The organism is Kitasatospora sp. NPDC057692 (genome assembly GCF_042799475.1).
Classification (GTDB): Bacteria; Actinomycetota; Actinomycetes; order Streptomycetales; family Streptomycetaceae; genus Kitasatospora.
Map to the genome: position 1 here is coordinate 1 of NZ_JBHVIV010000051.1, position 14,091 is coordinate 14,091.

Annotated in this window: 12 protein-coding genes and 1 tRNA gene; 4 read left to right on the forward strand and 9 right to left on the reverse strand. The window is 74.7% G+C overall.

Going from position 1 to position 14,091, the window contains the following annotated elements; translation table 11 throughout:
• Nucleotides 1-300 precede the first annotated feature (300 nt).
• Entirely contained in the window at nucleotides 301-1,053 is a 753-nt protein-coding gene (locus tag ACFVFS_RS25780) for a GPP34 family phosphoprotein (protein ID WP_380627071.1), read from the reverse strand.
• Nucleotides 1,054-1,353: 300 nt separating this feature from the next.
• Between ACFVFS_RS25780 and ACFVFS_RS25785 the strand changes: the two genes are divergently transcribed.
• On the forward strand, nucleotides 1,354-3,642 hold the full coding sequence (locus ACFVFS_RS25785) for a hypothetical protein (protein WP_380627072.1): 2,289 nt from the start codon (nucleotides 1,354-1,356) through the stop codon (nucleotides 3,640-3,642).
• Between the two features lie 49 nt (nucleotides 3,643-3,691).
• Here ACFVFS_RS25785 and ACFVFS_RS25790 read toward each other — a convergent pair whose 3' ends face one another.
• Both ACFVFS_RS25790 and ACFVFS_RS25795 read right to left on the reverse strand, forming a co-directional pair.
• On the reverse strand, nucleotides 3,692-4,651 hold the full coding sequence (locus tag ACFVFS_RS25790) for a YhjD/YihY/BrkB family envelope integrity protein (RefSeq protein WP_380627073.1): 960 nt from the start codon (nucleotides 4,649-4,651) through the stop codon (nucleotides 3,692-3,694).
• A gap of 78 nt (nucleotides 4,652-4,729) precedes the next feature.
• A complete protein-coding gene (locus ACFVFS_RS25795) occupies nucleotides 4,730-6,295 on the reverse strand; it encodes a glycosyltransferase family 39 protein (protein ID WP_380627074.1) in 1,566 nt (521 codons plus the stop codon).
• A 203-nt stretch (nucleotides 6,296-6,498) separates the two neighbouring features.
• Between ACFVFS_RS25795 and ACFVFS_RS25800 the strand changes: the two genes are divergently transcribed.
• Nucleotides 6,499-6,571 (forward strand) — tRNA-Arg (locus ACFVFS_RS25800).
• Between the two features lie 85 nt (nucleotides 6,572-6,656).
• Here ACFVFS_RS25800 and ACFVFS_RS25805 read toward each other — a convergent pair.
• On the reverse strand, nucleotides 6,657-7,496 hold the full coding sequence (locus ACFVFS_RS25805; protein ID WP_380627075.1) for a phosphatase PAP2 family protein: 840 nt from the start codon (nucleotides 7,494-7,496) through the stop codon (nucleotides 6,657-6,659).
• A 394-nt stretch (nucleotides 7,497-7,890) separates the two neighbouring features.
• Between ACFVFS_RS25805 and ACFVFS_RS25810 the strand changes: the two genes are divergently transcribed.
• A complete protein-coding gene (locus tag ACFVFS_RS25810) occupies nucleotides 7,891-8,862 on the forward strand; it encodes a sigma-70 family RNA polymerase sigma factor (RefSeq protein WP_350553867.1) in 972 nt (323 codons plus the stop codon).
• Between the two features lie 142 nt (nucleotides 8,863-9,004).
• Entirely contained in the window at nucleotides 9,005-9,250 is a 246-nt protein-coding gene (locus tag ACFVFS_RS25815; protein WP_380627076.1) for a hypothetical protein, read from the forward strand.
• 21 nt (nucleotides 9,251-9,271) lie between these two features.
• Here ACFVFS_RS25815 and mscL read toward each other — a convergent pair whose 3' ends face one another.
• The 5 genes from mscL to ACFVFS_RS25840 form a co-directional block, all read right to left on the reverse strand.
• The gene (gene mscL, locus ACFVFS_RS25820) at nucleotides 9,272-9,691 is read right to left on the reverse strand and encodes a large conductance mechanosensitive channel protein MscL (RefSeq protein ID WP_380627077.1); all 420 of its coding nucleotides are present in this window, start codon (nucleotides 9,689-9,691) and stop codon (nucleotides 9,272-9,274) included.
• Nucleotides 9,692-9,720: 29 nt separating this feature from the next.
• Entirely contained in the window at nucleotides 9,721-10,020 is a 300-nt protein-coding gene (locus ACFVFS_RS25825) for a hypothetical protein (RefSeq protein WP_380627078.1), read from the reverse strand.
• Nucleotides 10,021-10,251: 231 nt separating this feature from the next.
• Entirely contained in the window at nucleotides 10,252-10,572 is a 321-nt protein-coding gene (locus ACFVFS_RS25830) for an FmdB family zinc ribbon protein (protein ID WP_380627079.1), read from the reverse strand.
• Between the two features lie 127 nt (nucleotides 10,573-10,699).
• Entirely contained in the window at nucleotides 10,700-11,959 is a 1,260-nt protein-coding gene (locus tag ACFVFS_RS25835) for an MFS transporter (protein ID WP_380627118.1), read from the reverse strand.
• A 426-nt stretch (nucleotides 11,960-12,385) separates the two neighbouring features.
• Entirely contained in the window at nucleotides 12,386-13,876 is a 1,491-nt protein-coding gene (locus ACFVFS_RS25840) for a potassium/proton antiporter (RefSeq protein ID WP_380627080.1), read from the reverse strand.
• Between the last annotated feature and the right edge of the window lie 215 nt (nucleotides 13,877-14,091).

Sequence of the window (14,091 nt, forward strand, 5' to 3'; positions counted from 1 at the left end):
TGTTTTTCTGTCACCGCGGGTTGGGGGGGGGGGGGGGGGGGGGGGGGGGGCGGGGGGGGGGTGGGGGTGGGGGGGGGGCGCGGGGCTAAACCGGGGGGGGGCCCCCGCCCCTTCTCACTGTCGGGTGGTGCCGGTTGCTCGTCGCCGCAGTAGGGCGCGAGCGGTGTGGTGCGCGCTGCTGTGCGCGCCGGTACGCACCCGGCGTGCGGGGTGGCCCGGCGCCGAGCTCGGCGCGGGGCCCGGTGCGTCCCGCGGTCCGGCGGGCCGTGCGGCCCGGTCGTCCCCGCGGCCGCGGAGGCGTCAGCGCACCCCGACGCGGGACGCCGCGACCCGTCCGCCGCCGCCGCGCCCGGGCGCCGTGCGCTGGCCGGCGCGGCCGCCCGAGCCCGACGGGGCCGCTCCGGCCTGGGCGGAACGGTTCTGCTGGCCCGGGAGACCGTTCTGCACGTCCATCACGGCGTGCGCGACCATCCCGCCCAGCGGGTCGTACCGGATCAGATCGCGCAGCCGGGAGCGCGAGGAACGTCCCTCGTTGCCCGGGTAGAGGTGCTTGCCCAGCCCGACCGAGTGCGCCAGCGCGGCGAGCGCCGCCGTCCGCGGGTCCGGCGGCACGCCGGTGCGGATCGCGGTGTCCAGCCGCTGCTTGATCGCGGCGTTGGTGCAGTCGTCCGACGCCTGGTAGCGGGTCGTCGGCAGCACCCCGCACACCTGGCCCGGCACGGCGGTGACCATGCCGCACCGCTCCAGGTGCGCCAGATAGGTCTGCCGCAGCCCCAGCCGGGGCCCGCCGATCCAGTGCGCCGCGCGGACCGGGCTGCCCCGTCGGCGCAGCAGCTCCAGCGCGTGGTCGAGTGTCGGGTCGCCGGTCGGCCGTGGCAGCACCACGGCGATCCGGTCGCCCTCCGGAACGATCCGTCCGGCCAGGGACAGCTCGACGAGCTGGGCCCCGGCGAGTCCGAGGTCGAGGGTCTGCGGCTGCGCCGTGGTGCCCGTGGCCGGGTCCAAAGCGAGCAGCAAGAGCTCCTCGGGAACAGTTCTGCGGCTCTTGCCCATCCAAGCCTCCCCGCGTGGATGGGAAACAGCGTGACGCCTCTCACACGGGCTTGTCGAGTACGCCTCCGAATCGTGACCTTGCGATCGAGCGGGGGAACCGGCCGTGGCGGGCCCGGCGTCTGACCGTTGAACAGGTCGCGGTGCGACCGTGCCACGGCAATAACCGCCGGTCGGGCGGGGTGTGGGCGGCCCGATTCGGTCGCCGGTGGCGGAGACTGTACAGGTACACGGGGCGGGGTGCCGGCTTCCCGAAATACGGGCTTGCCGGTGCCCCGCCGGGCGTTGAGGAGGCTGGGTTACGTGGGCGAGTCCCCCGACAGGGTGCTGCGGGACGGCGAGCGGGCGCGGGAGCGGGACGGCGAACGGGCCGGTTCCGGCGCGGCGGCCGAGGAGCCGGCGGCGTCGGCGGCGGACCCGGCGGCGGGGACGTCCGGGCAGTCCCGGGTGCCCGACGACGCAGACCCCGCCGGTGCCCCGGGCACGGACTCGGCCGACCCGGACGCCGTTGACACGGCCGACGCGGCAGAGGAGGCAGAGGGGGCCGACGCGTCCGCCGAGGGCCCCTCCGCCGACCCGGTCCCGGACGCCGGAGCCGGACCCGGCGCCGCTGCCGGCGAGGCGGTGCGCGCGGCCCGGCCCGGGCCCACCGTGCAGCTGCGTGTCCGGGATGCGGACAACCGGACGACCGCGCTGCGGCTGCCGACCGATCAGGCGACCACCGCCCTGCGCCTGCCCGCCGATGACGCGACGACCGCCCTGCGCCTGCCCGCCGACGACGCGACGACCGCCCTGCGCCTGCCCGAAGAGCTGGCCGAACCCGCCGGTGCCACGGCGGCCGACGTCGCCGGCGCGGAGGACACGGCCGCGCCCGGCGCGCCGGAGCGCCCGGCGGGCGTCGACCCCCGTCTCGCCATGCGGACGGACCGGCCGGCCGGGCCGGCGGCCGACCGGAGCGACGGCCAAGCCGACGCCGAGGCGCCCGCGGCGGCCGAACCGCCGGCGCGGGCCGAGAAGTTCGAGAAGCGGGAGGACGCCGAACGGACCCGCGTCCTGCGCGTCCCCGCCGCGGCCGTCCCCGACGCGGACACCGTCCCGGAGCCGCCCGCCCCGCTCCCGCTGCCCGAACCGGCCCCCGTCCCGGAGCCGACCCCCGAGCCGCACCCGGAGCCCGGGCCGCTGCCCGAACCGGAGCCGGTCCCCGGCCCGGAGCCGCTGCCCGCGCCGGTGCCGGCCCCGAAGCCCGTTCCCACCCCTGCGCCGCGGCCGCTGCCCGTTCCCGACCCGGCGCCAGTGCCCGAGCCCGAGCCGTTCCCGGAGTCCACCTCCGAGGCCATGGAGGTGCTGGCCGCGCTCAACGGCCGACCGGTCTCGCCGCTGCGCCGTGCGCTCAAGCGGATCACCGTCTGGACGCTCTTCCTCGCCGTCGTGCTCGGCGCCGCGGTCACCGCCCAGCTGCTGCGCCCGCTGCCGGACACCAGGCTGGCGATGACCGCCGCCGGCGGCTTCGCCTTCCCCGGCGACCCGCTCGACCTGGCCTGGCCGGCCAAGGGGCAGTCGGCCGCCGAGGTGGTCGGCATCGGCAGCCTGGGCAGTTCCGGCCCGGAGACGCCGGCCTCGATCGCCAGCGTCACCAAGGTCATGAACGCCTACCTCGTGCTGCAGGCGCACCCGCTGAAGAAGGGCGAGGCCGGTCCGAAGATCACCGTCGACAAGCAGGCCGCCCAGGAGTCCGGCAACGTCGACGAGTCCCGGGTCACCCTGACCGAGGGCCAGCAGCTCAGCCAGTACCAGGCGCTGGAGCTGCTGATGCTGCCGTCCGCCAACAACGTCGCCCGGCTGCTGGCCCGCTGGGACTCCGGGTCGGAGGAGGCGTTCGTCCGGAAGATGAACGACGCCGCCGCCAGGCTCGGCATGGCCAACACCACCTACACCGACCCGGCGGGCTTCAACCCGGAGACCAAGAGCACCGCCAAGGACCAGCTGAAGCTGGCCGGCCAGGTGATGCAGGACGAGATCTTCCGGCAGATCGTGTCCACCCCGGACACCACCTTCAACAACCAGAAGATCTCCAACACCAACACCCTGATCTCCCCGAAGAACGGCATCATCGGCGTCAAGACCGGCTCCAGCACCCCGGCCGGCGGCTGCCTGATGTGGGCCGCCTACAAGGAGGTCGCCGGTGTGCGGCGGCTGGTCCTCGGCGTCACCCTGGGCCAGCCGGCGACCACCGCGGAGCCGAGCATCCTCAAGGTGGTGCAGAACGTCAGCGCCAAGCAGATCCTGGCCGCGCAGAACGGGCTCACCGGGCAGACCCTGGCCAAGCAGGGCGACGTGGTCGGCCGGGTCGAGGACGGCCTCGGCGGCTCCGTCCCGGTGGTCGCCGCCCAGGACCTCACGGTGGCGGGCTTCCCCGGTGTCACCGGCACCCTGGTGCTGGACCCGCTGAAGGTCGGCCACCAGGTGGCGGCCGGCACCAAGGTCGGCGTGCTGCGCGCGGGCGAGGGCGACAACCGGGTGGAGGTGCCGGTGGTGCTCGGCTCCGAGCTGGCCCCGCCGTCCATCGCCTCCCGGCTGACCCGCGCCCTGTGAGGCGCTCCTGCTGAAGCGCTCCGGTTGAAGCGCTCCGGGCGGCCCGCGGTCAGAACCGCGGGCCGCCCCACTGCCCCGGCTCGGTGGGCGAGCCCAGCAGTCCGGCGACCGACTCCTCCTCGGACACCACCCGGCCGAGCGCGATCGCCAGGGTCAGCCCGGTGAACACCACGATCAGCCAGGACAGCCCGGTGAACACCACGCCGAACGGGCCGAACTGGCCGATGCTGCGGCTCATCGCGCCCGGCAGGTAGACCCGCGAGGCCACCCCGATCCCCGTCACCGCCACGCCGCAGAGCACCGCGCCCGGCAGGAGTGGCAGCCAGCGCACCCGGGCGCCCAGCAGCAGGTGCTGGGTCCACCACCACATCGCCGTCGCGAGCAGGAAGGTCAGCGGCAGGCCCAGCCAGGCGCCCAGGCCGAAACCGTCCTTGACCGGGGTCTGGAACGCCAGGACGACCAGCCAGACCACCAGCCAGACCAGCCACCGCCAGGCCGCCACCCTGGTCCCCGCCTTGGGCAGCTCCCAGCAGCGCTCGCAGACCCGCTGCATCGCCCGGCTCAGCGCCGTCGCCGACAGCAGGGTCACCAGGGCGCCGACCACGCCGAAGCCGGTCTCCTGCTCGTGCCCGCTCCCGAGCATCTGCTGCACCGACTGCCCCGCCGGGCCCTCCAGGCCCAGCTCCTTGCGGAGCGAGTGCACCACGCCCTCGCGGATCGCCGCGGGGGTGAAGACCGCCACCACGAACAGCGCGGGCAGCGCGCTCAGGAACGCCTGCGCGGCCAGCCGGGTCGCCGAGTCCAGCAGGTTGACCCGGAACAGCTGGCGCAGCGCCCGGCCGACCATCGGGACCTGCTCGGGCAGTCCGCGGGCGGACCCGGCCAGGACCGCCGTCCGGTGCCGCCACCGCGCGGTCCGCCGGTCCTCCCGGTCGTCCGTGCTGCCCCGGTCCTCCGTGCTGCCCTGGCCGTCCCGGCCGGCCGGCCGCCCGTTCGGCTGCTCGCTCACCCGCCGTCCTTCCGACCGTGGTCGCCGGGCTCCATGGTCGCCCGGCCCCGGTCCGGGCGCACCCGGGCCGGTCGGCGCTCAGCGCCCGGTGCGGGTCCCGTCCAGCAGTGAGAGCGTCATCCCGCCCAGCGGCGTCACCTGCTGCGGCGTCCCGAACCGGGCCTGCAGCGCGGCCGCCTGGTCGGCGGGCAGCGCGGTCAGCGGGTCGGGGGTGTTGCCCAGCACGACCAGCCAGACGCGGGTCCCCCGGCCGGTGCACTCGGCGGGCCGCGGGCACGGCACCGGGAAGAGGTCCTCGGCCTGGACCGCCCCGGTCGCCTCGAACAGCGGGTACGGCCGCACGTCGTCCGGCAGGTAGTAGGAGACACCCGGGCCGACCATCGACCAGGCCTGGTCGCCGAGCGGCACGGCCAGACCGTCCCCCGGCCGGTAGCCGGCCGCGATCAGCCGGGCGACGTCCCGGTAGGGCTCCTTGGACTGCGCGTGCGCGTTGGCGTAGCGGACCACGGACTGCTTCGGCATGGCCGCCGCCCCGGTCACCGCCACCATGCCGACCGCGAGCAGCAGGCCCACGACCCGCACCCGCGGCGAGGTCCGGCCGCGCCGGGCCACGGTGGTCACCGCGGCGTAGCCCGCTCCTATCCCGCAGCCGGCCAGCGAGGCCCAGGCCGGCAGGGTGAAGAGCAGGTACCGGTCGAGGAAGTACGAGGTCGGGCCGAACGAGGCGACCCAGACCGCCAGCACCGGCAGCACCGCGAGCGCCAGCAGCCGCAGCGCCGGACCGCGCCGCCCGGGCAGCACCAGGGCCAGCAGCGCCAGCAGCAGGAAGACGTGGAACACCCGGGGCGCGCCGAACAGCGGCTCGCCGAAGTGCAGGAGCTGGTGCACGGTCGGCCGGGCGAGCCAGCCCAGCTGGCGCCCGGACTGCTGGCGGCCCAGCAGCGCCACCGGCAGCACCAGCACCACTACGGCGGCGAGCGTCAGCGCGAGCCGGCCGAGCAGCCGGCGCCGGGCCGGACCGGCGGTGCGCCACAGGTGCGGCGCGACCAGCGCCGCCTGTCCGGCCAGGGCGCTCAGCGAGACCAGGTGCGCCGCGCCCGCCACCGCCATCGCCAGACCGTACGGCGCCCACCAGCGCAGCGCCGGCCGCTCCAGCGCGCGCAGCAGGAACCAGGTCGCGGCGGCGACGGCGCAGGTCACCAGCGCGTACGAGCGGGCCTCCTGGGCGTACCGGGAGATCAGCGGCACCATCGCGAACAGCAGTCCCGCGCAGGCGCCCGCGACCCGGCCGCCGTACAGCCGCTGGGTGGTCAGCGCGGTGAACGCGGCCGCGCCCGCCATCGCCAGGACGGAGGGCAGCCGCAGCGCGATCTCCGAGTCGCCGAACAGGGCCGTCCAGGCGTGCAGCAGGACGTAGTAGGTGCCGTTGCTGGCGTCGACGTGCTGCAGCATCCGCAGCAGGTCACCGAGCGGCCGGGTGGCCGAGGTCCAGCTCGCCACCTCGTCCCGCCACAGCGCGGGCGACGTCAGCCGGTACGCGCCGACCGTCAGCATGACCAGCGCGGGCGCGAGCCACACCGCCGGCCCGGCCGCCCTCCGCACCAGGCGGACGGGGCTCCGGTCCCACCGGTCACCCGACGCCATCTGCCGCCCCCGTTCTCTCCCCCCTGCCGGAGGGGCTCCCCGGCCCGTCCGTCCGAAGGTCCGTCCTCCCAGGCTATCGGCGGCGGGTCCGGGCACTCCGGTCGCCCCCGTCCCATCTGACCCGCCGTCGGCCGACCCGCTGGCCGGGCCCGTCCGGCCCACCCGTCCGCGTCCGATCCGCTAGGCTGTCTGGGGTCGTCCCCGCCTCAGTAGCTCAGGGGATAGAGCACGGCTCTCCTAAAGCCGGTGTCGCAGGTTCGAATCCTGCCTGGGGCACAGCGCCGGTCACGGCGGATGACGTGAATGCGGGCCCCCTCGGTTGCGACCGAGGGGGCCCGCGGTGTTCCCGGGTGAGGGGGCGTCAGCGCAGGAGGCCGTCGGGGTGGTCGGCGGCCGGGCCGGGGGCGCGGTCCGCAGCCGGGTCGGCGGCGGGCTCGGCGGGTTCGCGGGGCGGGCGGGCGGGGGAGACCAGGACGCGTTGCACCCGGGGGCGGGTGCGCCGGTTCACCCGGCGGAAGTCGCGGGCGAGCGCGCCGGGGCGGGTGAGCTCGACGAGGACGGTGACGCTGCCGAGGACGATGCCGGCGGCGAGCCAGCCGCCCAGGACGTCGCTGGGCCAGTGGACGCCGAGGAAGACCCGGGAGGCGCCGATGCCCAGCACGGTCAGCGCGGCGATCGTGCAGGCGGTGATCCGGCCGGCCCGTCCGACCCGCGGCCAGAGCAGGCCGACCACGACGGCGCAGGTGATCGCGGAGGCCATCGCGTGGCCGGAGGGGAGGGCCGGGCCGCCGGCGTGCGAGACGGGGTCGGAGAAGGTCGGGCGCTGGCGGCCGAGGGAGAGCTTCAGCAGCCACAGGCCGCCCCAGCCGACCAGGGTCTGGGCGGCGACCCAGCCGCCCAGCGTCCGGGCGCCGATCAGCCAGAGCCAGAGGGCGGCCGCGCCGAGCACGGAGCGCATGGTGATCGTTCCGCCGGTGTCGGAGAACATCTGCACCGCGGCGGTCCACACGGTGTGATCGACCGCGAAGCGGTGCAGGTTGTCGATCGGTTTGTGGTCGAGTCGGGAGAGCGGGCTCCAACCGGTCTGCACCAGGGCCGCCAGGACGGCGAACAGCACGGCGCAGCAGACCGCGAGTGCCGCGTGCCGGAGCAGGTGGCGGTCACGCGGGGTGATGGAGGGCGAGCTGTTGGTCAGGTGCATGGCTGACACCTTCCCAGCCGCCCGCACCGATCGTGCGCTGTGGTGATAGCGATTTGGCATCTTTTGTGCGGAGGACCTGCGTGCGCCGGGGTGTGGGCGCGCCCCGCGCGGGAACGCGCCCGGGATCCGCGGGGTTGTGGTGGGGGAAGGGCGTGCGCGGGGGTGCGCCGAGCGGTCCCGGAGGGACGCGTCGGGTATCCGGCCGGTCACCCTGCGTCCGAACCGTGGGCGGGATCGGGCAGGATACTGCATCGCCGGAAGAATCTGAGCGACTTGGGAATGTTGTCCGGATTCTGTTCGTTGGATCGTTACGTGTGAGCCCCGCGGGGCCCGCACTTCTTGCCCTCTCCGGGCAGGCAGCCAGACCGCGGCAACACCAGCAAAGGGAGCAAGCATGGCCACCCGTGCCGTCGTTCGCGACAGGGCCGACCGGACTCGCGCGGCCCGCCCGACCAACCTTGAGGCCGACCGTGACCTGGTCGGCATGTACCTCGACGAGATCGCCAGGACGCCCCTGCTCGATGCCGCCGAGGAGGTCGAGCTCTCGCTGCGTATCGAGGCCGGCGTGTACGCCCAGCACCTGCTGGACGAGGGCGGGCTTCCCGAGGGCGTGCGGCGCGAGGAGTTGGAGGCGATAGCCGAGGACGCCGAGCGCGCCAAGGACGTCTTCATCCGCTCGAACCTGCGCCTCGTGGTCGCCGTCGCCCGGCGCTACCCGCGCAGCGGACTGCCGCTGCTCGACCTCATCCAGGAGGGCAACGCGGGCCTGGTGCGCGCGGTGGAGAAGTTCGACTACGCCAAGGGCTTCAAGTTCTCCACCTACGCGACGTGGTGGATCCGCCAGGCGATCACCCGGTCGATCGCCGACCAGTCGCGCACCATCCGGCTGCCCGTCCACCTGGTGGAGGAGCTGGGCCGGATCCGCCGGGTGCAGCGGGAGAAGTCGAAGGAGCTGGGCCGGGAGGCCGAGCCCGCCGAGATCGCGGCCGAGCTGGACACCACCGAGGCCCGGATCAAGGACGTGCTGGACTGGGCGCGGGACCCGGTCAGCCTGAACATGTCGGTCGACGACGAGGGCGAGACCCAGTTCGGGGACCTGGTCGAGGACACCGGTGCGACCTCCCCGGAGGACGCCGTGATGGTGATGCTCCGCCGGGAGGAGCTGGACGGCCTGATCGGGCGGCTGGACGACCGGACGGCCTCGATCATCCGGTCGCGCTACGGCATGGAGGACGGCCGCGAGCGCACCCTGACCGAGGTGGGCAAGCAGCACGGGCTGACCCGTGAGCGGATCCGCCAGATCGAGAAGCACGCGCTGGCCGAGCTGAAGAAGATCGCCGACCACGCGGGCTTCGAGGCCGCGTGACGCGGGCCGGGGGAGTGACGGAGGCCGGCGGGCCCGGTGCGGAGCGGTCCGTACCGGGCCCGCCGTCGCGCCGGGGCCTTCTAGGCTGGTGACAGCGGGCGGGAACGGCGTCGGGGGAAGGTCGAGAGCGGTGGAGGCGAAGGTGTCGGAGGAACAGGCGGTCGAGGAGACGGCGGCCGAGCGGGCGGCGGAAGAGTCGGCGGAGCAGACGGCGGCGGAGAGGGCGCGGAAGGCGGCGAAGGCCCGGCTGGTCTTCGGCGACCCGCTGGAGCGGCAGTCCCGGGACGACACCGACACCGGCTGGGGCGACCGCCCCGGGGCGGGGGACGGCGGTGGGCGGGGCCTCGACTGGTACCTGAGCCAGCGCCCGCCGCACCACGGGGACTGACCGGCCGCCCCCGGCCCGGCCTCAGCCGGCCCTGGTGACCAGGGCGTCGCGGATCTCGGTGAGCAGCTGCACCTCCTTGGCCTCGGCCTCCGCCTGGACCTCGGCCAGCGTCTTGCGCCGGGCGGTGTAGCGGGTCATCGGCAGGATCAGGCAGAAGTAGACGACGGCCGCGGTGATCACGAACTGGAGGGCCGCGCTCAGCACGCTGCCCCAGAGGATGAGGATCCCGGTCGTGACCTCGCCGGTGTCGGACACCTCGCAGGGGCCCTTGAGGCAGGAGCTGTAGGACGCGAGGTCCTTGGCTCCGAAGGCGCCCACGATCGGATTGATCACGCCCTTCACGAAGGCGTTGACGATGTTGGTGAAGGCCGCGCCGATGACCACGGCGACGGCCAGCTCGACGACGTTTCCGCGCAGCAGGAATTCCTTGAAGCCTTTCATGCCGCGTGAACGACGACGTCGTCCGCCGGTCACGGGTGATTTTCTCCCCCCTCCGCCGGACAACCCGTTCGGCCCACCGGCGGCGGCGCCCCGGGCGCGGGCGGGACCGCCCGGGCCGGGCCGAGGGTGAGCGCGGCCGCCGCCGCGAACAGCAGCACGGCCGGGACCGGGACGCGGTGGCGCAGCGCCCGCCGGAGCCGGCAGCGCGGTCCGGCCCGGCCGCCGATCGGCGCGAACGGCGGCACCGGCTGCCGGGGCGGCACGCTGGACGCGGGCAGCGGCGGGATCGGCAGCGGACGGGGGGAGAGGACGGGCGAACCGGTGCGCACGGGCACCTCCAGGGTCGGCTTTCGGGGTTCCGGTGACCGCCACTCTGGGCCGCCCGCGCCCCGCCCGGAAACGGTGATTCCCAGCCTGTGGAAAACCCCGGGGCTGTGGACGGAAACCTTCACCCCGAGGAGTGAGGGAACGCCCCCGGAGATGACGGAAGGCCCGTCGTTCCCGCGGGGAAGCGGGAGCGACGGGCCTTCCGGAACCTGGCGCCGGTGCCCGGCCGAAGGTCAGCCGGCCGCCGGAGCGGGGCTCGCGGCGGGAGTCGACGAGCTGCTCGACGAGGACGAGCCCGAGCCCGAGGAGGACGTCGACGAGCCCGAGGCGGACGAGGAGGCCGAGGACGAGCCCCCGCCCACCGAGCTGCTGGAGGAGGAGCGGCTGTCGGTCCGGTAGAAGCCGGAGCCCTTGAAGACCACGCCCACCGCGGAGAAGACCTTGCGGAGCCGTCCCTGGCAGTCGGGGCACGTGGTCAGCGGCTCGTCGGTGAACTTCTGCACCGCCTCCAGGCCGTTGCCGCACTCGGTGCACTGGTACTGGTACGTGGGCACTTGTCTTCCTCCTGGCACTCTCGCCTGATGAGTGCTAACGATGGTCAATGATGCGGCATTCCGGTGGATCAGTCCAGCGACTCGAATGTGAGATGAGTCGGCCCCGGTCCCGATCCGGCCGGTGCGCTCAGTGCTCGGCCGCGCCCACCAGCCGGGCCGGGGCGCCGCGCTCCGCGGAGCCGGCGGTCACCGTGCCGCGCGCGCCGCGCGGGACCAGCAGCCTCCGGAACGTCACCAGCGCGATCAGGCCCAGCCCGGCCCCGGCCACCGGCACCAGGAACCCGACCGACGGCCCGTGCGCGTCGATCAGCCGCCCGGCCGCCGTCGCGCCGGTCGCCAGGCCCAGGCCGATGGCACCGGTCAGCCAGGTGAACGCCTCGGTCTTGGCGCCGTCCTCGACCAGCGTCTCGACCAGGGTGTAGCCGCTGATCAGGGTGGGCGCGATGGCCAGGCCGCAGACCAGTCCGGCGATCGAGAGCGAGACCAGGTCGGGCATCGCCCACAGGGTCGAGCAGCCCAGCACCAGCAGGCCGTAGCCGATGACCATCCGCTGCTGGACGGGGCGCCGCCAGGCGATCACGCCGTACAGCACGCCGGCCACCATCGAGCCCCCGGCGAAGACGCCGTACACGGTGCCGGCGGCGCCGTGCCGCCCGACCGAGTCGGCGAAGGCGTTCACCGAGACCTGCATGCCGCCGAAGACGGCGCCCACCCCGAGGAAGGCGCCGGCCAGCAGCCGGACGCCGGGCGAGGCCAGCGCCGAGGCCTGCCGGACGCCGGGCTCGCGCACCACCCGGGCGGGCGCGCTGCGCCGCCGGGCGGCGAAGGCCAGGCCGCCGGCCAGGGTCAGCGCGGCCTCGGCGACGAGCGCGGCCGAAGGGCTGACCGAGGTGGCGACGGCCGCGGCCAGGATCGGGCCGATCACGAAGGTGAACTCGTCCGTCACCGACTCGAAGGCGAAGGCGGTGCTCAGCTTGGCGGCGGAGGCCGGGGACGCGCCCCCGGCCGAGAAGGTGGCGATCCAGCGGGCCCGGACCATGGCGCCGACCTGCGGCACGCTCGCCCCGGCGGGGGCGGCGGCGAGGAACAGGCTCCAGGCCGGCGCGTGCCCCAGCGCGAGCGCGATCAGCGCGCCGACCGAGACCGCGTGCACCACGACGGTCGGGACGAGCACCGGGGCCTGGCCGTACCGGTCGGCGAGCCGTCCGGTCTGCGGGCCGATCAGCGCCTGGGCGACGGCGGCCACCGCCGCGACGGTGCTGGCGGTGCCGTACGAGCCGTGGGTGTCCTTGACGAGCAGCAGGATGCCCATGCCGAGCATCGCGTAGGGCAGCCGCGCGACGAACGCGGGTGCCAGGAAGGTCCAGGCGCCGGGCGTGCGCAGCAGCGCCCCGTAGCCGACGCGGGCGGGCGCGGCGGCGCTCGCGGTGGTCTCCGAGGGGGCGGCGGTCCGGGTGTGATGGGCGTCCTGGACGCTCTCGACCGTTCGGCGGGCCGTCACGGTCGGTCCTTCCTGCTGCCTGGTAGCGCGGCAGGGCATGGGGTGGCCCCGACGGCGCCGAGAGTCGTCCTCTCGCGCGTCGACCGGGGTAGATACCGGGCCGGTCCGGCGGTGGGCCGGAGCGGGCCGCGGCCGCCGAGCGGTCGCGCCAACTCTGCTTCAGACAGATGCTGGGGTTCGGTGTATCAACCAAAGCGAACTTTACGCGCGTAGATGCGCGCTCACCCCGACCCTACCGGACCGATCCAAACTTGTCCCGTGACGCCGGGGTGAACACCCGGTGCGGCTGCCATCCGCCATCCGCCGGCCCGGTCAGCCGCCGCGCCCGTTCAGCCAGTCGGCCAGCTTGCCGCCCTTGTCCACGGCCCGCAGCCGCCGCTCGGCCGCCTCGCCGACCTCGTCCGTGGTCACGACCAGCAGCTCGTCCCCGCCGCGCAGCACGGTGGTCTTGTCCGGCACGAAGCTGCTCCCCTCGCGCACCACCAGGGTCACCGCCGCGCCGGCCGGCAGCCGCAGCTCGCCGATCTCCACGCCGGACATCTTCGAGTCCGGCGCCAGCGCGACCGACAGCAGGTGCCCGTGCAGCTTCTCCAGCGGCGCGGACTCGATGTCGAGGTCCTGGCCCATCGAGCCCTCGCCGATCCGCAGGGCCTTGGCGACCCAGGGCAGGGTCGGGCCCTGGAGCAGGGTGAAGACCACGACCAGGATGAAGACGATGTTGAAGACGTCCTGCGCCAGCGGCGCGCCGGAGACCAGCGGGATGGTGGCCAGCACGATGGGCACCGCCCCGCGCAGCCCGGCCCAGCTGAGCAGTGCCTGCTCGCGGGCCGGCAGCCGGAACGGCGTGAGGGTCAGCACCACCGACAGCGGCCGGGCGAGGAAGACCAGCACCGCGCCGATCACCAGGGCGGGCACCACGGCCGAGCCCATCGACTCGGGGGCGCAGAGCAGGCCGAGCAGCACGAACATGCCGATCTGCCCGATCCAGGCCAGGCCGTCGGCGAAGCCGCGTACGGCGGGGCCGTGCGGCAGCTTGGCGTTGCCGAGCACCACCGCGCTGACGTAGACGGCGAGGAAGCCGGAGCCGTGCAGCAGCGCGCCGCCGGCGTAGGCGAGCACGGTGAGCGCCATGACGGCGATCGGGTAGAGGCCGGAGGAGGGCAGCGCGACGTGCTTGACGCCGTACGCGCCCAGCTTGCCGACCAGCAGGCCGATGGCCAGGCCGACCGCCAGCTCGGCGGCGATCGTGGCGAGCAGGACGTACCAGGAGTCGTGCGCGCCGACCGTGGCGAAGGAGACGACCAGGATGACCACGGGCGCGTCGTTGAAGCCGGACTCGGCCTCCAGCAGGCCGGTCAGCCGGCGCGGCAGCGGCACCGTCCGCAGCACCGAGAAGACCGCCGCGGCGTCGGTGGAGGAGACGATCGCGCCGAGCAGCAGCGAGGTCCGCCAGTCCAGGCCGGTCAGGTAGTGCGCGCCGGCCGCGGTGACGGCGACGCTGATCCCGACGCCGGCGGTGGCCAGCACCGTGGCCGCGGGCATCACGGGTCTGGCCTCGCGCCAGTTGGTCTTGAGGCCGCCCTCGGCCAGGATCACCACCAGCGCCGCGTACCCGAGGACCTGGGTGAGCTCGGCGTTGTTGAACGAGATGCCCAGGCCGTTCTGGCCGAGCGCCACGCCGATGCCGAGGTAGATCAGCAGGCTGGGCAGGCCCGATTTCGTGGACACCCGCACGGCGACCACCGCGACCAGCAGGATCACGGAGAACTCGAGGAGCAGCTGGTTCAGGTGGTCGACATTCACGCAGGGGCACCTCGGGCGTGGCAGCGGGCGGCGGACGGGGTACCGACAGGGGTGACGGCGTCACGCACCGATTACTCCCCTTGCGGATCGTTACTCAGTCTAACATTTTGCCATATCTTTAAGTTCGCCTGTCACCGGCTCCTCACCTGGCAGCTCCAGCCCCTCCGATCCCACCGTGAACGTCCCCCGTGCACGGCCGCCAGCCGGGGCGGCCT

What these genes read in the sequence shown, in the direction of transcription:
- ACFVFS_RS25780 (WP_380627071.1), bottom strand. Translation starts at nt 1,053, where the DNA reads ATGGGCAAGAGCCGCAGAACTGTTCCCGAGGAGCTCTTGCTGCTCGCT.
- ACFVFS_RS25795 (WP_380627074.1), bottom strand. Translation starts at nt 6,295, where the DNA reads ATGGCGTCGGGTGACCGGTGGGACCGGAGCCCCGTCCGCCTGGTGCGG.
- ACFVFS_RS25805 (WP_380627075.1), bottom strand. Translation starts at nt 7,496, where the DNA reads ATGCACCTGACCAACAGCTCGCCCTCCATCACCCCGCGTGACCGCCAC.
- ACFVFS_RS25810 (WP_350553867.1), top strand. Translation starts at nt 7,891, where the DNA reads ATGGCCACCCGTGCCGTCGTTCGCGACAGGGCCGACCGGACTCGCGCG.
- mscL (WP_380627077.1), bottom strand. Translation starts at nt 9,691, where the DNA reads ATGAAAGGCTTCAAGGAATTCCTGCTGCGCGGAAACGTCGTCGAGCTG.